The sequence below is a fragment of the Yoonia sp. KMU-150 genome (genome assembly GCF_056858355.1).
Genome location: NZ_JBXEQF010000001.1, coordinates 107,406 through 127,245 on the forward strand (window position 1 = coordinate 107,406; position 19,840 = coordinate 127,245).

At 60.7% G+C, this 19,840-nt stretch carries 19 protein-coding genes; 11 read left to right on the forward strand and 8 right to left on the reverse strand.

Annotation, left to right across the window (positions count from 1 at the left end; genetic code table 11):
• Nucleotides 1–141: 141 nt before the first annotated feature.
• Nucleotides 142–3,351 carry a 2Fe-2S iron-sulfur cluster-binding protein gene (locus tag AC04PH_RS00535; protein ID WP_483063792.1) on the forward strand — a complete coding sequence of 1,070 codons (3,210 nt, stop codon included), beginning with the start codon at nt 142–144 and terminating at the stop codon, nt 3,349–3,351.
• Here AC04PH_RS00535 and AC04PH_RS00540 read toward each other — a convergent pair.
• Entirely contained in the window at nt 3,348–4,721 is a 1,374-nt protein-coding gene (locus tag AC04PH_RS00540) for a DUF3179 domain-containing protein (RefSeq protein WP_483063793.1), read from the reverse strand. The two genes, AC04PH_RS00535 and AC04PH_RS00540, sit on opposite strands and share 4 nt — an antisense overlap.
• Nucleotides 4,722–4,847: 126 nt before the next feature.
• Between AC04PH_RS00540 and AC04PH_RS00545 the strand changes: the two genes are divergently transcribed.
• The 7 genes from AC04PH_RS00545 (at nt 4,848) to AC04PH_RS00575 (ending at nt 9,590) form a co-directional block, all read left to right on the forward strand.
• Complete coding sequence (locus AC04PH_RS00545; RefSeq protein ID WP_483063794.1) at nt 4,848–5,459, forward strand: ribonuclease D; 612 nt, start codon at nt 4,848–4,850, stop codon at nt 5,457–5,459.
• Between the two features lie 11 nt (nt 5,460–5,470).
• Nucleotides 5,471–6,430, forward strand: coding sequence for a KpsF/GutQ family sugar-phosphate isomerase (locus AC04PH_RS00550; RefSeq protein WP_483063795.1), 960 nt, complete (start codon nt 5,471–5,473; stop codon nt 6,428–6,430).
• A 3-nt stretch (nt 6,431–6,433) separates the two neighbouring features.
• Nucleotides 6,434–7,033: a hypothetical protein gene (locus AC04PH_RS00555; RefSeq protein WP_483063796.1), complete on the forward strand. Its 600-nt coding sequence runs from the start codon at nt 6,434–6,436 to the stop codon at nt 7,031–7,033.
• A 19-nt stretch (nt 7,034–7,052) separates the two neighbouring features.
• Nucleotides 7,053–7,526: an LptA/OstA family protein gene (locus tag AC04PH_RS00560; protein ID WP_483063797.1), complete on the forward strand. Its 474-nt coding sequence runs from the start codon at nt 7,053–7,055 to the stop codon at nt 7,524–7,526.
• Nucleotides 7,526–8,287 (forward strand): LPS export ABC transporter ATP-binding protein, encoded by a 762-nt coding sequence (gene lptB / locus AC04PH_RS00565; RefSeq protein ID WP_483063798.1) that lies wholly within the window; start codon nt 7,526–7,528, stop codon nt 8,285–8,287. Before AC04PH_RS00560 ends, lptB begins: the two co-directional genes overlap by 1 nt.
• Nucleotides 8,288–8,525: 238 nt before the next feature.
• Nucleotides 8,526–9,101, forward strand: coding sequence for a ribosome hibernation-promoting factor, HPF/YfiA family (hpf, locus tag AC04PH_RS00570; RefSeq protein WP_483063799.1), 576 nt, complete (start codon nt 8,526–8,528; stop codon nt 9,099–9,101).
• Between the two features lie 24 nt (nt 9,102–9,125).
• Nucleotides 9,126–9,590 (forward strand): PTS sugar transporter subunit IIA, encoded by a 465-nt coding sequence (locus AC04PH_RS00575; RefSeq protein WP_483063800.1) that lies wholly within the window; start codon nt 9,126–9,128, stop codon nt 9,588–9,590.
• Here AC04PH_RS00575 and AC04PH_RS00580 read toward each other — a convergent pair whose 3' ends face one another.
• The 7 genes from AC04PH_RS00580 to cysQ all read right to left on the reverse strand — a co-directional run bounded on the left by AC04PH_RS00580 (nt 9,591) and on the right by cysQ (nt 17,620).
• A complete protein-coding gene (locus AC04PH_RS00580; RefSeq protein ID WP_483063801.1) occupies nt 9,591–11,036 on the reverse strand; it encodes a sulfotransferase family 2 domain-containing protein in 1,446 nt (481 codons plus the stop codon).
• Nucleotides 11,037–11,038: 2 nt separating this feature from the next.
• On the reverse strand, nt 11,039–12,736 hold the full coding sequence (locus AC04PH_RS00585) for a DUF5927 domain-containing protein (protein WP_483063802.1): 1,698 nt from the start codon (nt 12,734–12,736) through the stop codon (nt 11,039–11,041).
• Nucleotides 12,733–13,719 (reverse strand): glycosyltransferase family 2 protein, encoded by a 987-nt coding sequence (locus AC04PH_RS00590; protein WP_483063803.1) that lies wholly within the window; start codon nt 13,717–13,719, stop codon nt 12,733–12,735. Before AC04PH_RS00590 ends, AC04PH_RS00585 begins: the two co-directional genes overlap by 4 nt.
• Nucleotides 13,720–13,883: 164 nt before the next feature.
• Nucleotides 13,884–14,900 (reverse strand): glycosyltransferase family 2 protein, encoded by a 1,017-nt coding sequence (locus AC04PH_RS00595; protein ID WP_483063804.1) that lies wholly within the window; start codon nt 14,898–14,900, stop codon nt 13,884–13,886.
• Nucleotides 14,901–14,905: 5 nt separating this feature from the next.
• Nucleotides 14,906–15,799 carry a UTP--glucose-1-phosphate uridylyltransferase GalU gene (galU, locus tag AC04PH_RS00600; protein WP_483063805.1) on the reverse strand — a complete coding sequence of 298 codons (894 nt, stop codon included), beginning with the start codon at nt 15,797–15,799 and terminating at the stop codon, nt 14,906–14,908.
• A gap of 223 nt (nt 15,800–16,022) precedes the next feature.
• Nucleotides 16,023–16,823, reverse strand: a complete 801-nt coding sequence (locus AC04PH_RS00605) for a 3-deoxy-manno-octulosonate cytidylyltransferase family protein (protein ID WP_483063806.1) — start codon at nt 16,821–16,823, stop codon at nt 16,023–16,025.
• Entirely contained in the window at nt 16,823–17,620 is a 798-nt protein-coding gene (gene cysQ / locus AC04PH_RS00610) for a 3'(2'),5'-bisphosphate nucleotidase CysQ (RefSeq protein ID WP_483063807.1), read from the reverse strand. Before cysQ ends, AC04PH_RS00605 begins: the two co-directional genes overlap by 1 nt.
• Nucleotides 17,621–17,788: 168 nt before the next feature.
• Here cysQ and AC04PH_RS00615 point away from each other — a divergent pair, with 168 nt between their 5' ends.
• From AC04PH_RS00615 to AC04PH_RS00625, 3 genes are all read left to right on the forward strand, one after another.
• Complete coding sequence (locus AC04PH_RS00615) at nt 17,789–18,610, forward strand: ABC transporter permease (protein WP_483063808.1); 822 nt, start codon at nt 17,789–17,791, stop codon at nt 18,608–18,610.
• A complete protein-coding gene (locus AC04PH_RS00620) occupies nt 18,607–19,215 on the forward strand; it encodes a hypothetical protein (RefSeq protein ID WP_483063809.1) in 609 nt (202 codons plus the stop codon). Before AC04PH_RS00615 ends, AC04PH_RS00620 begins: the two co-directional genes overlap by 4 nt.
• Before the next feature lie 148 nt (nt 19,216–19,363).
• Nucleotides 19,364–19,834, forward strand: coding sequence for a GNAT family N-acetyltransferase (locus AC04PH_RS00625; protein ID WP_483063810.1), 471 nt, complete (start codon nt 19,364–19,366; stop codon nt 19,832–19,834).
• Nucleotides 19,835–19,840 lie beyond the last annotated feature (6 nt).

Sequence of the window (19,840 nt, forward strand, 5' to 3'; positions counted from 1 at the left end):
TGCGGTATTTTGCGCGAAAAAATCCCGTTGTCGCAAGCCCCTCGGATGGGTGATGCCCGGCCTATAAGGACTGCTGCCGTTGCCGCGCGGTGCGAAGCTGCTATCAACGGGGTTCCTTCGTGCCGAAGGCAGGACCTGCACATGACCATTCGCTTTTTCTCGGACAAGAATCGCCCGGTGCATATGGGCCCCTACCCGCTGGAAAAACTTGCGCGGCGGAATGCGGTCGATTTGGATGATGTTCCGGCGTTCGCGCCGCTGTCCTTTCGGCGGCCAGATGCGCCCGCGTCCATCGTCAACGCGATGGGGGAGTATCAGGCGATGTTGGATGCGATCCGCGACGGGATCGTGAACCCGGTGCGGTCCGATTGCCCCGCCGATCCGCAGGAGCGAGCGCGGCACATCAAGGCGTTCGGCTATTTCAACGACGCGGCGATGGTGGGTATGTGCGGGATGTCCGGCGACGCCGTTCTGGCGAAGCCGGTCACGAACCCGGATGTAGCGCGGCTGGCGCATGACCTGAAGACGCGGCAGACCAAGACGCTGGCCTCCGGGATCGACGCGATCATGGCGGATCTGCGCGAATCGATGGAAAGGCCACCGACGACGATCGACGGGCACAGCCACGCGATTGTGTTCGCCTACGAGTATCCACGCGACCCGGCAGCGGACGAGGTTGGCGGCGACTGGATCGTTGACGCGCAGGCGCACCGGGCTTGCCTGCTGGCGTCTGAAACCGCGTCTGTGATCGCCAACTATCTACGCACGCTCGGCTTTGCCGCGAAAAGCCACAGCGCATCGGCGAGCGATGTCGACCTGAACCGGCTGACGGTGGCGGCTGGGCTGGCGACGGTCGAAGATGGCAAGCTGGTGAACCCCTACATCGGGGACCGGTTCGGCGTGGGCTTGGTGACCACGGATTTCTCGCTGGCGGTGGATCGTCCGCTGGTGCCGCTGGGCGATCAGCCGCGCGGGATCAAGGGGCTGGCCTGGCAGGTGGGTGCGGGGTTCGCCAAGAACGCGCTCAACCACGTGCCCTATGCCCGGCGGCGGTTCGTGGACGGGGCGCATCCGTTCGAGAAGCTGAAGCGGGTGGAGACGCCGACGACCTATATCGACGAACCCAACGTCGCGCGGGTGCCGAAGCGGGCGGACCTTTTCGCGCGGGCGCAGTTCGGCGACATGGGCAAGGCGGTGCAGAAGGGCGCGACCGGCGGGCACTACGTGCGCAAGGCCGCCCCGTCGACGGCGCAACGACGGGCGCTTGGAGCGTTTACGCTGCTGCAGGATGGGGAGTCCTCCGGCGAAAAGGCGCGGCTGGACCCGCAGGCGGCCGCCGATCTGGTGAAGGCGACGAGCTATTTTCTGGGCGTCGATGCCGTCGGCATCTCGCGCTGCCCGGACTGGACCTGGTATTCGCACGACGCGACAGGCACACCCATCGACCCGTCACACGATCAGGCGATCAGCATGATCATCGACCAAGGCTATGAGACGATGGAGGGTGCTTCGGGCGATGACTGGATCAGCGTGGCGCAGTCGATGCGGGCATATTTGCGGTTTTCGCTGCTGGGCGGGGTGATCGCCAAGCAAATTCGTAACCTAGGTTACAAGGCCAAGGCGCATACGGTGATCGACGGCGAGGTGTTGCAGCCACCGCTCTTGCTGCTGTCGGGATTGGGTGAGGTGAGCCGGATCGGCGAGGTGATCCTGAACCCCTATCTGGGGCCGCGGCTGAAATCCGGCGTCGTGACGACCGACCTGCCAATGGCGCATGACAAGCCGATTGATTTCGGGCTGCAGACATTCTGCGAAAGCTGCAACAAATGCGCGCGCGAATGTCCTTCGGGGGCGATCACCGCCGGGCCGAAGCTGATGTTCAACGGCTACGAGATCTGGAAGTCCGACAGCCAGAAATGCGCGACCTACCGGATCACCACACCGGGCGGGGCGATGTGCGGGCGCTGCATGAAGACCTGCCCGTGGAACCTGGAGGGCGTGTTCAAGGAGAAGCCGTTTCGCTGGGCGGCGATGAACTTGCCCAAAACCGCGCCGTTGCTGGCGCGGCTGGACGATGCGGTGGGCAACGGCGGGCTGAACCCGGTGAAGAAATGGTGGTGGGACCTGGAGTTGCAGGAAGACGGGTCCTACGCACCCACCGACAAGCCGGTGAACGAGCGGGAATTGCAGCGCGACCTCGATCTCAAGTACGAGGACCAGACGCTTGCTGTCTATCCCGCGCCGTTGGCCCCGCACCCCTATCCTTATCCCGACCCGATGGATCGCGAGGCGGGGATCGAAGCGTATCAGGCGATGATCACGGCGGATGTGTACCGGGAACGGCTGGCGAGGGGAGACCGCTCCGCGATCCAGCATATCTATCGCAACGACGTGGACAGCCCGGTGATCCATGTGGAAATCACCGAGGTGGATCGCATGACTCCGGGAGTGACGAAATACGAATTTGCCCGCGTCGGCGGTGGCGATCTGCCGGAATGGCAGGCTGGGGCGCATCTGGATATTGTCGTGGCACCGGAATATCTGCGTCAATATTCCATGTCAGGAAACCCATCTGAGAGGTCAAAATATCAAATAGGCGTCTTACGTGAGGATGAGGGTCGTGGCGGATCGAAATTGCTGCACCGCATCTTCACGAAAGGGCGCAAGATTTTTATCTCCAAACCGATCAACCATTTTCCATTGGCCGAAGGTGCAACGCGCAGCATTCTGATGGGTGGCGGGATCGGGATCACACCGATGATCGCGATGGCGCATGAGCTGCACACAAAGGGCGCGGATTTTGAACTTCATTACTCCGGGCGGTCGCGCGGCGAGATGGGGTATCTGGACGATCTGGCGGCAATGCCATGGGCCGACAGAGTGACATTGCATGTGACCGATGAGGATACCCGTGCCGACCTGCCGACGATCCTGTCGGGTTATCGGGACGGCTGGCACCTCTATACCTGCGGGGCGGAACGCTATATGTCTGCGGTGATGGCCGCGGCGGAGGCGGCGGGCTACCCGGAAGAGGCGCGGCATCTGGAGTATTTCGCGGTGCCGGAACAGCCGGAATACGAGAACCATCCCTTTACGCTGAAACTGGCGCAGTCCGGCAAGACACTGCCGGTCGCGGCAGACGAGACGGCGGCCGATGTGCTGATCCGCGCCGGATATCCGGTCAATCTGAAATGCAGCGACGGGATTTGCGGTGTCTGCAAATGCGGTGTCATCGCGGGCGAAGTGGAACATCGCGACTATGTGCTGTCGAAAGCGCAGCGGCAGTCGGCGATGATCCTGTGCCAGTCTCGCGCGGCGGAAAAGGATGGCGAGATCACTCTGGACCTTTAGCCTTCGAACCGCTCCGACGCGGCACCGACGTATCCATCCCACGCGAACCAATAAGCGATGTGCCCCGCAACACGCGGCAGGCGTGTACCATCCGGGCCGATAAGCGCGTCCTCGGTGACTTGCCATGCAACGCCGTCCATCGTGACCAAGCCACCGTCACGCGCCTGGAACGTCAGATCGCCACGCTCGTAGGCGCGGACGCTGCGGCTGGCCGGATCGCCAATCAGCACCATCGGCGTGTCCAACATGCCGTCGTTGATCACGGGGCGGCCGACAAAGGCGTCGAGCGGCCAAGCCTTGGCCCCGCCGAATTGGCGTACACCAAAGACGTAGTCCTTTTGCCGGTTGTCTGACTCATCGACCAGCACGGGAAACATCAGGTCGGGCGACGAGAAATAGTCACTATAGACCACGCCGGAGCCGTAGTTCCGGTTATGCCCGGTATCGAGCGACAGCACGCGACTGTCTGGGTGGGCCGCAGACCAGTTGGCCCAAGTGTCTATCACCACGGGGCGCTGGGCCAGGGTAATGCCGCTGCCGACCAGCGGACCGACGACGGGCTGCCCGGTAAACTGGTTCCAGAGCGAGTTGGTCGCGCGGTCGAACATCAGCTTGTTGGAACGGTAGAGGAAGCCGGAAGAGCCGAAGACGAGCGGGTCCGCCCGCCCCGGCACCTGCGTTTCGAACAGGATACCGGAGCCGCAGAGTGTGCAATAGGCGAGCGCCACCGGCACGCCGCCGATCACTTCGTTGAACATTTCATGCCAGCCCATGATGCGCAGCGGATATGCGCGGGTATCACCGTTGATCGACGCGCCGAACACCAGATCGTCGGGGCGCATGTAGGTGGCCTGCGAGACCGGGATCAGCGCGGGATTGTCGAGAGACGGGATGCCATCCTTGCGCACGCCGCCCCAGACGATTTCCTCGACCCGGATGCCCATACGGTCAGGCTCCAAGTATTCGGGGCGCAGGAACACATCGAAGTCTCGGTCGATGCGCAGGTGGATTTCGCGCATCAGGCGGGTGTAGGTGAGGTGTGGTCTGATGTCGGAATTGGCTTCCTGCCAGAGCATCCAGTCGAACCAGTCGGTGGCGCGTGTCTCGCCGGTGATGATGCGCAGGGTGTCAGAAATTTCACTCCGGTCAAGGCCGCTGAAACGCATCCCTAGGATCAGGCCGGCGGCCATATCGGGATTTCCGCGCGCGGCGATTTCGGCAAGCGACGCGCGGGCGCTGTCGGGGGTGGCAAAAACGACGTTCCACTGCATCTTGAAGATCGGATCGGTCTGCGCCGCGGCAGGCAGCGCCATACCGGCAAGCGAGGCCGCCCCGGCCGTTCCCAGAAACCTGCGTCGTGTCGCTGTCATGGTCTCATCCTTCGTTCAGTCGGTCTGTGATAGCGCGAAAGCGCATCACACCGCAGTCAAAGCCGCGTGAGTGTTGCCGGGGCGCGGGAAAATCCCTATCTGACATGCAGGCAACGGGGACGACACATGGCCAACCACCTTTATCAGAACGATCTGCCCGATGGGCTGGACCTCGGGCCGGTGGTCGCAATCGACTGCGAGACGATGGGCCTGAACCCGCACCGCGACCGGCTGTGCCTGATCCAGATGAGCGGCGGCGACGGCGATTGCCATCTTGTGCAGGTGGCGATCGGGCAGACGGACGCACCCAATCTGGTGAAGATGCTGGAAGATCCGAACGTGCTGAAAATGTTTCATTTCGGCCGGTTCGATATCGCCGCCTTGCTGAACACCTTTGGTGCAGTGACCGCACCGGTCTATTGCACAAAAATCGCGTCGAAACTGGTGCGGACCTTCACCGACCGGCATGGGTTGAAGAACCTGCTACAGGAGTTGCTGGGCGTCGATATTTCCAAGCACCAGCAACAAAGCGATTGGGGCGCGGAAACGCTGACCGAGGCGCAGCTGGACTATGCAGCGTCGGACGTCCTTTATCTGCATCAGTTACGCGAGGCGCTGGATGCCAAGCTGGCGCGCGAGGGGCGGGCAGATATGGCGCAGGCCTGTTTCGATTTCCTGCCGATGCGCGCGCGGCTCGATCTGGCCGGCTGGCCTGAGCAGGACATCTTTTCGCACTGATGCCCGGGGAAATGAAACACGATCCTTTGGACATCGCCCGCCGGGTCATCCGGCAGGAGGCCGAAGCGCTGAACGCCCTCGCCGATGCGCTGGGCGACGGTTTTGCCGAGACGGTTGGGATCATTCTGTCTGCCAAGGGCCGGGTGATCGTGTCCGGCATGGGTAAATCAGGCCATATCGCGCGCAAGATCGCCGCGACGCTGGCTTCGACAGGCACGCCCGCGCAGTTCGTGCACCCGGCAGAAGCAAGCCATGGCGATCTGGGCATGGTGACATCGGGCGACGTCGTGCTGGCCCTGTCGAACTCGGGGGAAGCGCCGGAATTGGCGCATCTGGTGACCTATACCCGGCGGTTCGACATCCCGTTGATCGCGCTGACCAGCCGGGCGGACAGCACATTGGGCACGCAGGCGGATATCCGCATCAACATCCCGCAACTGGGAGAGGCCTGCGGCACAGGTGCGGTGCCGACGGTATCGACGACCATGTCGCTGGCGGTGGGCGACGCGCTTGCCATCGCCTTGATGGAGGCGCGTGATTTCACACCGGAGAATTTCCGCGAATTCCACCCCGGCGGCAAGCTGGGCGCGCGGCTGTCGCGGGTCCGTGACCTGATGCACGATGGTGAGGCGCTGCCGCTCGTGGGTATGGACACCCCGATGAGCGATGTGCTGTTGACGATCAGCCAGAAGGGGTTTGGCGTGGCCGCGGTGCTGGATGACGATCACCGGCTGGCGGGTGTCGTGACCGATGGCGACTTGCGGCGGCACATGGACGGCTTGCTGTCTCGCACGGCAGGTGAAGTGATGACGCGCGACCCGCGCACCGTGGGGCCCGACAGCCTCGCCGAGGCGGCGGTCGCGGAAATGTCGGGCAAGATCACGTGCCTGTTCGTCGTGGACCCCGCAACATCACGCAACGTGATCGGCGTGCTGCATATCCACGACTGCCTGCGGGCCGGCGTGGTGTAGCCCATGGTGGCGCAGGACAACTTTCATTCGCAACTGGTCGGCTGGGCCAAGATCATCCTGCCGTTGTCGGCGCTGGCGTTGCTGTCGACGCTGTTCCTGTTCGCGCGTGACGGTGGCGAGGCGACGACGGTGCCGATTACCGATATCGCCGCGATTGCCCGAGATCAGAGCATCACCGCCCCGCGGTTTTCCGGCGTCACCGACAATGGCGGCATCGTGACCATCGCGGCGCGGAACGCGCGTCCTGACAGCGCAAACCCCGCTGACGTGCTGATCGAATCGCTGGAAATGTCGCTGGACGGACCGCAGGGGAACCGCATCGACATCACCTCGGGGATGAGCGTGATCGACACCCAGCGTAACATCGCACAGCTGGAGGGGCTTGCGCGGATGACATCCTCCGACGGCTATGTGATGGAAACAATCGGGCTAAGTGCCGATCTGAACAGTGGGGTGGTGACGTCCGAGGGCGCGCTGGAAATTCAGGCCCCTTACGGCGCGTTGACCGCCGGGCGCATCAGGATCGAAACCGCGCCGGATGGCACCGGGCAGCGGATGCTGTTCACAGATGGCGTGCACCTGCTATACACGCCGCAACAATAGGCGAGAGAGGCCCGCAACCGTGTTCAGACTATTCGCCGTATTGGCCGTCCTGGCCCTGCCCGCCCAAGCACAGACCAATATCGACCTGGGCGGTCTGCGGGTCGATTCCAGTGCGCAGGTCGAGGTTTCCGCCGATAACCTGACCGTCGACCAGGACAGCGGCACGGCTGAGTTCTCCGGCAACGTCGTCGTAGGCCAGGGCGACCTGCGGATGTCGGCGGGAAGCATCCGCGTGGTCTATGACGATGCCACCGGCGAGATCGCGCAACTCCTCGCTTCCGGCGGCGTGACCTTCGTGACCGCGACCGAGGCGGCGGAGGCGCAGAGTGCGGACTACAACCTGACCGATGGCACGCTGAAGCTGTCGGGCGAGGTGTTGTTGACCCAAGGGGCCAGCGCGCTCGCGGCGGACCAGATGACGATCAACGTTGCGGACGGATCGGCCCGGATGCAGGGTCGCGTGCGCACAGTGTTCAATCAAGGCAATAATTGATGGCTGACCAACCTGCCCTGACCGTGCAGGACGGCGATGTCGGGCTGCAGATCGTCAACCTGCGCAAAAGCTATCGCAAGCGGCTGGTAATCCGCGACGTGAGCATGGAGTTGGGCCGGGGAGAGGTCGTCGCCCTGCTGGGGCCGAACGGATCGGGCAAGACGACGTGTTTTTACGCCATTGCAGGCCTTGTGACGCCAGAAGGTGGCAAGGTGATCATCGACGGGCGCGATGTAACCGCCTTGCCGATGTACCGCCGCGCGAAGCTGGGGATCGGCTATCTGCCGCAAGAGATGTCGATCTTTCGGGGGCTGTCCGTCGAGGACAACATCAAGGCCATATTGGAAATTGCGGTGCCGGACCCGCACAAGCGCCGCGAACGGCTGGAACAACTCTTGTCGGAGTTTTCCATCGAACACCTGCGCCGCGCGCCCGCGCTGGCGCTGTCGGGTGGTGAACGCAGACGGGCGGAAATCGCGCGCTGTCTAGCGGCGGGCCCCAGCTATGTGCTGCTGGACGAACCCTTTGCCGGGGTCGATCCCATCGCGGTGGGCGAGATCAGACATCTGGTCGCGGACCTGAAGAAGCGCGGCATCGGCGTGCTGATCACGGACCACAACGTGCAGGAAACGCTGCAGATCGTGGACCGGGCATACATCCTGCATGACGGCAAGGTGCTGATGAGCGGCACCACCGAAGAAGTCGTGCGCGACGAGAACGTTCGCCGGGTTTATCTGGGCCAGGGTTTCCGCGTGAATTGACGCATCGGGAACCGGTTAACCTCTGAATCATTGACAACCAGACGGGTTCGTCGCCAAATGGAGAGGATGACAGACTTGGTTCTTCGACGCATATCCGGGCAGGCTTTCGCGCCTGACGGAGAGTATAAGCCTTTGAATTACCAAGCGTTATCGTTTTCCAGAATGTGCAGCGACGCCGGATAGCGCGGGCTATTCCCGTGTGCGTGCGCCCTGCACCCAAGTCAAGTTAGGAGAAACGATGCGGTATCAGATCAGCGGTAAACAGATCGACATCGGCGAGGCGTTGCAGACCCATGTACGCACGGAGCTGGGGGCCACGGTAGACAAATACGCCGGGCGCCCGACAGAAGCCTATGTAGTGTTTTCCAAGTCGGGCCATGAGTTCGTGTGCGAGACTGTCGTGCACCTGTCCACCGGGCTGACGGCACAGGCAAAGGACCATGCCAACGAGATCTACGCCGCGTTCGACGGGTGCTGCGAGAAGATGGACAAGCAGTTGCGCCGCTACAAGCGCCGGTTGAAAGACCACCACCGCGAGCGTTCACAGCCTGTTGAACTCTCTGACGCCGGGTCCTATATCCTCGCTCCATCGGATGAGTCGGGAGAGGCCGAACAGGATCAGGTAAGCGCCATGATCATCGCGGAGATGGAGCAGAAGATTCCATCGCTGTCGGTTGGCGAGGCAGTGATGCAGATGGAGTTGGCCGACGCCCCGGTGTTGGTTTTTACCAACGAAAAACACAGCGGCATTAACGTAGTTTATAGACGTGAAGACGGAAATATAGGCTGGATCGACCCGCGCAAGACGGGATGAACCGGTTTCGTGAAAGCAGGATATATGGATCTATCAATGATACTCAAAGCCGACGCCGTTAAGGTGATCACGTCCTGCACGAGCAAGAAGCGCCTGTTTCACGACCTTGGCGACGTTGCCGAGCAATCATACGGCTTTCGTGCCGGTGATGTGATCGACGCGCTTGTCGATCGCGAGAATCTTGGTCCGACAGGGGTGGGGCATGGGATCGCCCTGCCCCATGCTCGCATGGAAGATGTCGAAAGCGTCAGCGGTATTTTCCTGCGGCTCGACAAGCCACTGGATTTCGATGCGATCGACCGGCAGCCCGTCGATCTTGTGTTCGCCTTGCTGGCGCCGCAATCTGCAGGGGTCAATCACCTCAAGGCGCTGGCGCTGGTATCGCGCACGATGCGCGACCCCAATGTGCAGGCCAAGCTGCGGGCCAACACCGACGCCGCGACACTTCACACGATCCTGACAGAGCAGAACGCGATTCAGGCGGCCTGATCAGCGACACGGTGCGTAGTCACCGAATCCGAACGCGACATAGTCTTTCTGGCAGGCGGAACGCGCCGCTGCCTCGACCTCCGCATCATAGATTTGCACAAGCCATGTTTGCATCAGCGTCGTATCCTCCGCGACTGCGGGCATCGTGTCATGTCCGACCTGACTGGCGAGGATCGCAAGATCCTGCTGCAGGCGCTCTTCCCGGACAATCAGGTCCGGCAGGCCGAATGTCGCGAACCCCTGCAGCAGGCTGATCTGGCTAGCCCACGCCGGATCGACACGGATCGCGGTCTGTGCCGACAAGTTGTTCTGCAGAAAGGCAAGGAACGACAGAAACGCAGCCTTGTGTTCCGCGAAGCCATATCGCTTGTCTGTCGCGGGGTCCGGCGCGTAATCGGGCAGCGGTAACTTGTGGATCTTGCGCAGGGTCTGCCTGATCTCGGGAAAGCTGTCGGCACGCATTGCCATGATCTTGTTGCAAAAGGCGGCGTGGGCCCGGGCGACAGGATGGCGCACGACCGTAAAGGTGCGATGCCCCGGTGTGTCGGTCAGCCACTGCCGCAACGTCGTCTGGGAAAACCCGGTCTGGAGATCGTTGATCGTTCGGTCATCGAGTTGTGCCATCCACTGTTTCACCGTGTCATCCGGCCCGGATTTCAGCGGTAGATACAAGAGCGGGCTGACGGCCGCGGCTACATAGCCGGGCGTATTCGGTCCGCGCCGCGGTTCGAAATTGGGAGTTCGGGTCAGGTTGAACCGGTCAAGCCGCGCCAGCGACGCTTCCATCTGAGGAAAATTGGTGACCTTGGCGGACAGCGGTTCGGGATTTTGCTTTTTCAGCTTCTTGTCGAGCGCGTCGATCCGTGCGTCGACACCAAGAAACGTGGCGATGCCGTTCATGACATCCACGTCCTGCAAGTCTTCGTAGGACACGAAGAACGCTGTCTGCCCGGTCTTCTGCAATCCACCGAGGAGATGCACCTGAAAGGCCTGCAGGTTTTCAAGATGCGTTTCGAATTCGGCGGGGTCGAACGCGACTTGCTGGCTGCGGGCGTTCTTGACGTTGGTCAGCTTCCACTGTCCGGTGGCCTGCGCAATTTTCCAGCTGACGAAGCTGTCGACAGGATTGCGGGTCAGGATGATCTTGGCGCAGCGCGGATCGGGCAGGCAGATTTCAAGCGCGCGCGCATCGTGATCGTTGAAGAACCGAAATCCGCCCAGACCGCCACTCTTGCTTTTTATCGTATCAATCAGGTGCCGCGGGTTGGCATCTCGCTCCGGCTGGCTGATGCCGAGGATATTGTCGACATTGGGATAGCCGATGAAGCTGGGGTTGAACGCCTCGCCATGGCAGATGATGCCATCGAACTGATTGAGGTTCGCTTCGAGAAAGTTGGAACCCGTGCGCATTTCGGCAAAGACGACAAAATAGTCAAAGCGCGCCATCGTCACCGCACCAGATAGGGTTTGCGGGTCTTGGGCTTTTGCGCCGTCACGCCGTTGTCGACCGGGAAATCACCCATCAGATAGGGATGCATACCCTGGTTTTTCAGGTTTTGCAGGAACTGGCCAAAGCCCTGCAGGTCCTGCATGCGGGGCGCTTCGGTCAGGTGTGGCCCGGCCTTGCCCGCCATCTCGTCCACGACGCTTTGCAAGGCCTCCATCGGAGATTCGATAAACTCCGCCATGGTCCATATCCGCACCCGCGCCTTTGTATCCGAGGACCGCAGCAGATTCAGATGATCGTTCTCGATCATTTGCAGGCGCGCCGCTTCTTGCCGCAGATCGGCGAAGTCGCGGTTTGACTGGAACAACGGCACAGCCCAAGCGCCCGAAATAATCGCGACGTGGGCATTCTGATCCCGAGCGATCACCTCTCTGATCGGTTGCGCATCGCCCGGACTGAACTGAAATCCTTGCCGTTCGCCGCGTGTGTTCCAGATCAGGTTCGTCAGAAACAGCTGCGGGTTGTAGTCGCGCAATGCGGCACTATCGGACAGCGCGCCCTGAAAATGCGGCTGCATCCCGTCAAAGATCGCCCGTTCCGGATGAAACAGATGCCCGTGCACCCGCGCCTGTGATGCCTTGGCCAGCCAGGGTTCGAAATTTTCGAACAACTCGGAAAAGCCCTGAAACACCGAATAGGGCGAACAGGTAATCCCGTTTTCGTAGTGGCGGTTCGGGAACCGGCTTTGCATATAGAGGCCCGGACGACCGCGTGTCCGCCTGTCCACCGCCTTGGCGAAAATTCGGTCGATCTTGCCGGGGTTCGGTTCGGCCCCTTTCATCGGGGACACGTCGCCGTTCAGGAACGTCTGATAAAGCCGCGTTGCATGGGGCCATATCTTGCGCGCGACAAAGCAGTCAGACCGCCGAAGCAGTTGCAGGTGGTCATCATAGAAAATATGCGGCTTGCCCTGAAAATCGAATTTCGACAGCGTCAACGACCGGCTTTCGATATTTGGTGAATAGAGCCGGACGAGAGTCTGGAAGTAGCTTTCATCGGGAATCCAGACCCGCCTGAAATAGGTATCGTAAGTCTTGCGCGCCGGGTCTTGCAGGATCGCGGAGAGGGTTTGCCGGGTCAGGCACCACCACTGCGATCCCATGTGCGGCACGATCCCGTCGGGGATACGTCGTCTGAAACGGATGCGACGCTGGAAGTTGACGTAGGCATCGAACAGGACTCGATGCTTGCGCCAGGAAAACGGAAACCGCAGCGTGAACCTCTCGCGGTCGAGGCCGCCGACCGTCCATGCGACTTCGGATGTGGTGGCGCTTTCGATGAAATCGGTGCGGGGGCGACTATCGAGATAGCGGCGCAGATCCTTGACCGGGCGCAGCGGCAGGCACGCGCCCGACGCAAGATAGACATGCCGCACGTTTGGAAAGCTCCGCAACATCATTTCCGACGCGTCCTGCGTCGCGGCGACCAGACCCCACATGCCCCATTCGCAGCGGTGCCTCTTCGAGAATTTCACATTCTCCAGGTCCGACAGATTTCCAATAAATGCATCGTGGGTCTGCTTGCCGACATTCAGATCGACATGCACGACGACGGGGCAGCCGCCTTTGACCCAATGGCGGATCACCTGCTCGGCCCGGTCCAGTGCGGTATGGACCAGCATGACGACACCGACGGTCATGCCCAGTTCCCCTTGGACATGATGCCGAGGATTTCCAGCTGCCGCCAGTTGATGTATTTCTCCGACCACTTGCACCACAGGTCCGGGTTGTCCTGCAGTCCGTCTGCATAGGCCTTGTATTCGGCGCTTTGGGCATAATGTTCGCCGCGCGCCAGTTCTTCGCGCGCCTTCACGGCGAATGTATCGAGGAATTTTGTGTGCAACAGTGCGCCCGATGCCTTTTCCCCGCCCATGTCGTCATAAACAAGGTTCAGCCCGCGCGGCAACAGCATGTGGGTGGAACTGACATAGGCATAGCGGCGATCCCATTTCACAAGCGGTATCTTGTTCAAGGCAGGCGCGTCTTTCGGCGCATCGCGGAAGAATACGCGCGCGCGGGGCCCGCCCTGTATCCACAGGTTGCGATACCGGGGGTTGCGCGAAATCGTGTAGTTGCCGGCATCGAACCACGACGCGATCTCAAGCGGGTCGGTGCGGCGCTCGTAGGGCGTGTCGTTGATCGGTCCCTTGGGATACATATCCAGCATCACGGCTCCGAAGGACCGGATATTTGCGGAGTCGAGCCAGTCTGTCAGCGCTCGCACCGACCGCGTATCGCAGAACGGATAGACGAAAAATTCGTCGGGATCGACCGTCAGACACCAATGGCCGTCACCATGCTTGCGCTGCAACCACGTCAGCCAATCCACGCCATAGCGCGCGTTCTTGTAGCTGGCGTCGGTCGACCAGAGCGATACATCCGGCTGCGCTTCGAGCAATTCGCGCCCGCCGTCAGTGCTGCCGTTGTCCACAAAGATGAAGTGGTTCACGCCCAGATTGCGATAGTACTGCAGAAAGTAATGCAGGCGCACTTCCTCGTTCCGCAGGGTGCAGAACAAGAGAACGTCGCCGGGACGGATCTGTTTCGTGCGGTCGGCCACGCGCGTCAATTCGCGCCGTTTGCGAAACGCGCGAAGTTGCCAGCGCTTGCGCTGCAACCTCATCCGATATGATGCCCATGCACCCAAATCCGGTCCTTTGGTCGTGTGCCGTATCCACACAGGATGACGCGACAGGTTTAAGAGTCGCTTTGCGATGCGCCGAAAAGTGACGTATTGGAAACGATCAATAGTGATCGTTGCGGTTTTGGCAACAGTTTCAAGGCGTTTCAGCCGGCGTCGTCGCCTTTGGACATCAGGCCGAGCGCTTCCAGTTGCTCAGGTCCGGTGTAGCGCACGGAGCCGGAAAACCACAGGTCGGGATCGTCGATCAGCGCCTTGTAGTAGGTTTGATAAAGGCTGCTGTTTTCGAAATGCTGTTTGCGGGTCAGTTCTTCCTGCGATTTCGCGGCGATCGTGTTGAGAAACTTCGTATGCAGCAAGACACCCGATGGTTGCCTTGCGCCCTGTTTGGCGAACACCCGGTTGAGCCTGCGCGGCAACATATGATGGGTCGACGTCACATAGGCATAACCGCGCTGCCAGTTGACTAGCGGCACCTTGTTCAACGTCGGTGCCCGCTCTGGCCTGTCGGCGAAAAAGACGCGGTCGCGTACACCGCCCTGAATCCACAGACTGCCGAATTTGTCGTTCGGCTTGGTGCGAATGTCCGGGTCAAACCATGGGATGACGTCGACCGGGTTCTGGCCCGCTTGGTAGTCTGCGTGGGACACCGGCCCCTTTGGATAGAGGTCGAGCATGATTGCGCCGAAAGAGGCGACGCCCATCGCAGAAAGGGTCTGCGTCAATGCGGGAAGGTCCGTCTGGGGATAACCGGGAAACACCAGCAACTCATCGGCGTCGACGGTCAGCGCCCAATACCCGTGCGCATATCTACGGTGAAGCCAGGTCAGCCAGTCCATGCCGAAGCGCGAGAGCTTGTAGCTGTCGGCGGTATGCCAGAGCGAAACGTCGGGCTGCGTGGCGAGATAGTCTGTCGTGCCATCGTCGCTGTCGTTGTCGACGATCATGAAATGCGACACGCCCAGCGCGCGGTAATGTTCGAACCAATACGGCAGGCGCAGCGCTTCGTTCCGCACGGTGGCGAAGCAGAGGATATCGCCTTTGCGAATAGTACCGGTGCGATCCTGAACAGTGCGTAACTGTCGTGACTTGCGGCGTGCGCGCAGCAGAAAACGCAGACGCCGCAGGCGCAAGCGATAAGCCTGCAGGGCGCTTCCGATCATGGCCGTTACTGGGCTGCGGTCTGCATGGACACCATCTGTGCCATATAGTCGTAAAGCTCTTCACGCAGGTCGTCGCGGGCCAGTGCAAAGGCGACGGTCGCCTGAAGGAAACCCGCTTTCGATCCGCAGTCGAACCGCTGACCCTGGAACCGGAAACCGTGCACGTCACGGCCCTGATTGATTTCCTCGGCGATGGCATCGGTCAGTTGTAACTCGCCGCCCGCACCCTTTTCGATCTTGTTGAAATTGTTCAAGACTTTTGGCGATAAAATATATCGGCCGATCACCGCTAGATTTGAAGGCGCTGTGCCGGGGGCGGGCTTTTCGACCATGCCCCCGACGGCCACGGTGTTGCCGCGATCCTCAGCCACGTCGAGGACGCCATAGGATGACGCCCGCTCCGGCGCCACTTCCATCGCGGCGACCATGGAACCACCAGTTTCCTCGTAGGCTTCGACCATTTGCTGCAAGCAGGGCTTTTCGGATGCGATCACATCGTCGGGCAGGATGACCGCGAAGGGCTCGTTGCCGATAAGGCGGCGCGCGCACCAGACGGCATGACCAAGGCCAAGCGCCTTGTGCTGGCGGATATAGGCGATCGCACCGCTGTCCATATTGGTCTGCTTGAGGGTGTCGAGCAGGTCCGTCTTTCCGGATTTGCGCAGGGATGCCTCAAGGTCCGGGGCGTGATCGAAGTAGTCCTCCAGCGCACCCTTGCCACGCGAGGTCACGAAGATGAATTCCTTGATGCCGGCCGCACGAGCCTCGTCGATGGCATATTGGATGAGCGGACGGTCGACCAGCGTCATGATCTCTTTCGGGACCGACTTCGTCGCGGGCAGAAACCGCGTGCCAAGCCCTGCGACCGGAAAGATTGCCTTGGTTACTTTTCTCTTCATGACAGAGGCCCCTCAGTCTTACTCATCTACCATCCACCGACACAAACGCGAAACAGTCCTGCTTCGCCGCAGCGGTTGTCCACCATTTAGAAACATCAATGTGGTCGACATATGGCAACACAACGCACATTTTCTGGCACTGCGCGATCATTGTAACGGTGAATTCTGACGTATGCGCGTCAAACTTACGTGACGCTGCGTATTGGCGGGGCCCCGCACATATTCACGCGATTCCCATATCGGACAGCATCTTTTCGATGCGCGGCACGTCTTCGGGGTTGTTCAACTCCCAGAATTGCCGCTCGCGAGCATCGACCTCGACGCAGAGCACAGGCACGCCCTGCTCCAGAAAGCGCAGTTGTTCCAGTCCTTCGAGAGTTTCGAGCGGTCCTGCGGACCAGCCTGTATAGGCGTTCAGTGCGGACGGGCGATAAGCATAGACGCCGACATGATGAAAGACGGGTGTTTCCGCGTCGTCGGAATATGCCTGACCCGTATAGGGTATGACCTCTTTCGAAAAGTAGAGCGCGTTATGATGCGCGCCGAACACGGCGGTCGTGCCGCCGACACGCCCGGCGCGGCGATCTTCAAGAAACCCGCGCAGTGCGCGACCTTCCGTCCGTAGCACCGGCGTCGCCACATCGGCTTTCGGGTTCGCGCGCAGACCCGCGATCAGGTCCTCGACGAACCAAGCCGGGGTCAGCGGCGCATCGCCCTGCAGATTGACCACGATGTCGTAACCGCCGCCCAAGACATCGAGTGCTGCGGCGCAACGTTCAGTTCCGTTGGCGCAAGTCGCAGGCGTCATCACGACTTCTGCGTCGAATGTTTCTGCCGCTGACTTGATCCGGTCATCGTCGGTGGCGACCACGACCCTGTCGACACCCGACACCTGCATCGCGGCATCCCAGGAGCGGCGGATCAGGCTCCTTGCCTCTCCGCCCGCGCCGCGCAGTTCGACCAATGGCTTGCCGGGGTAGCGAGTGGACGCGTAGCGGGCTGGGATGACGAGCAGGACGGACATCAGGGTGCTTTCAGATCGACGCCGGGTGCATATGCGATGAAGAACGGATTGGCGTAGCCGTCCTTGCCATAAGTCAGCGGTGTATGATCATCGAACCGCACCACATGCCCGCCGGCCCCGGTCAGCACAGCATGACCCGCCGCAGTATCCCATTCCATCGTGCGCCCGACGCGAGGGTAGATGTCGGCCTCTCCTGTCGCGATCAGGCAGAATTTCAGAGACGACCCGGCGCTCTTGCTGTCGGCGACGTTGTATTTGTTGATGTAGTCTTCGGTCGCCTGATCGCGGTGGGATTTGGACGCGACGACGAGGAGTGTCGCATTATCAGGGGTTGAGACCTTGATCGGGGTCACCGGTCCGGCGGCGGATTTTGCGAATTCACCGGTTTCCTCGACCGACGCGCCGTCAGCCTGCGTGTAGAACAGTCGACCGCGCGCAGGCGCATAGACGACACCGCGCAGTGGCACGCCATCCACGACATAGGCGATGTTCACGGTGAAATCGCCACGACGCTTGATGAACTCCTTGGTGCCGTCAAGCGGATCGACGATCAGGAATGTATCTGCATCGACGCTGTGGGATGCGGCCTGCTCTTCGGTCACCAGCGCCACGTCGGGAAAAGCCTCGCGCAGTCCCGCGCTGATGATCGCATCCGCCGCCTCGTCGGCGGCCGTCACCGGGCTGTCGTCGCTCTTGGCGCGGACGTCGAAATCGGGGCTATTGTAGATTTCCATGATCTGGTCGCCCGCTTCCAGTGCGAGGCGGCGCATCACATCACTTAGCTCCGCGAAATCCATAGTTCTGCCCTTATTACCTGCTATCCGACGCGCATGACCCTGCTGCGTCATTCATTGTTTTTGCAGGGTTGCCCCCTTATGATGGGGAGATATGCGATGGGCAAGATTTTCGTGTATCATCAACAGACAGCGCGCAAACCAGGTGCATGACGGCAGGATAATTCGACAATGTTTCAGGTGGAGACGCGCAGAACGAACGCCCGCACGGCGTTTACCATCGCAGAGCTGATCTATCACTCCGTCGTGCGCGATCTGCGCAAGGATCATCGCAACGCGCTGATGGGCCTTGTGATGAATATGTTTCAGACCGTGGTTTTCGTGCTGACGTTCTATGCACTTTTCGCTCTGCTTGGTGTGCGGGGGGCAGCGATCCGCGGCGATTTCCTGCTCTACATCATGTCCGGCATCTTCATGTTCATGACCCATACCAAGGCGATGGGCGCTGTCGTGGGCTCCGAAGGGCCGGCGTCGCCGATGATGCAGCACGCGCCAATGACGACGTTCATCGCAATCTGCGCCGCCGCGATCTCCTCACTTTATATTCAGGTGCTGTCGCTGGTCGTGATCCTGTTCATCTATCATGTCGCCTTCACCCCCGTCGTGATCGACGACCCGATCGGCGCGATGGGGATGCTGCTGACGGCCTGGATGGCCGGTGTGGGCGTCGGCCTCGTCTTTTTGGCGATCAAGCCATGGGCGCCTGATTTCGCGCGCATCGGCACCAGCATCTATGGCCGCGTCAACATGATTGCGTCGGGCAAGATGTTCGTGGCCAATGCCCTGCCCCATTCCATGCTCGTGCTATTCGACTGGAACCCGCTGTTCCACATCGTCGACCAGACCCGCGGCTATGTCTTTTTGCACTACAACCCGAATTTCACCTCTTCGTCCTACCCGTTCTATATCGGGCTTGGCCTGATCATGATCGGGTTGATGGGCGAATTTTACACGCGTAAGAACGCATCCCTCTCATGGAACGCCGGACGATGATCAAACATATTTCACTTGCTCTGATGCTTTGCACCACGCCTGCCCTGGCGCAACAATTCCCCGATGCCTACAACGTGCGCGACGTGGCCTCCGACGACCGACTGAACATCCGGGCGGAACCATCGGCAAACGCGCCGGTCATCGGCGACTACTACGCCTATCAGTTGAACATCGAGGTGCTGCGAACGACGTCCGATGGCAAATGGGGGCTCGTCGGCCTAGGAGAACGAAATGGCTGGGTCTCCATGCGCTATCTCGAACGCATGGGGCACAACAGCCCATACGAATTCCCGCGCCCCATGTCCTGTTCGGGGACAGAGCCGTTCTGGAACCTGAACGTCACCGTCCGTGGCGACGAATACCGCGAAATGGGAATGGAGCGGCGCGACATCGAAATGATCTCCAACCACAGTGCATCCAATGGTGCCATCGCAGTCTTTCAGGAGGGTCCGACCCTGAACCGCACCCTGATCGTGCAAAGAGGCTACTGCGACGACGGAATGAGCGACCGGGAATTCGGCTGGAAAGGGATGCTCTATACCGAAGCGCCCGACCGCAGTTATGTGCAGTCGGGATGCTGCTCGCTGGACGCGACCAACTACTGACGCGGTACGATCCGCGGTTTACGGCGATGCCGTCCTGATGTTTAGGTGATCACGTCTCGGCGACACCCGACCTTTCTCTGATCCGCACAGCATATTTGCGCGGCATCATCAGACATTCCCACACATCACCCACATCGCCGGATTTATCATGACACAATATACCATCCGCCCGCTGACCGCCGCAGACTTGCCCGCCCTGAAAACTGTGCTTGACGAGACCGAGCTGTTTCCGTCCGACATGCTCGACGCCATGGTTGCGGGCTATCTCGACAAAACCGACCACGACCTGTGGCTCGTTTGCGAAACTGACGGCACCGCTGTTGGCCTCGCCTATAGCGCACCGGAACGTATGACTGACCGGACATGGAACCTGCTGGCGCTTGCCGTATTACCCGCATTACAGTGCAGCGGGATCGGTGCCGACCTGATCAACGCGACCCGCGACGCGTTACGCCGGAAAAATGTTCGGATGCTGCTTATCGAGACCGCCGATATTCCCGAATTCGAAGGGCAACGCGCATTCTATGAACGGATGGGACTCGCCCGTGTGGCCCACATTCCGGATTACTATGAAGCTGGTGTCGGCAAGGTCAGCTTCGCACAGCAGCTTTCATCGTAAGAATCT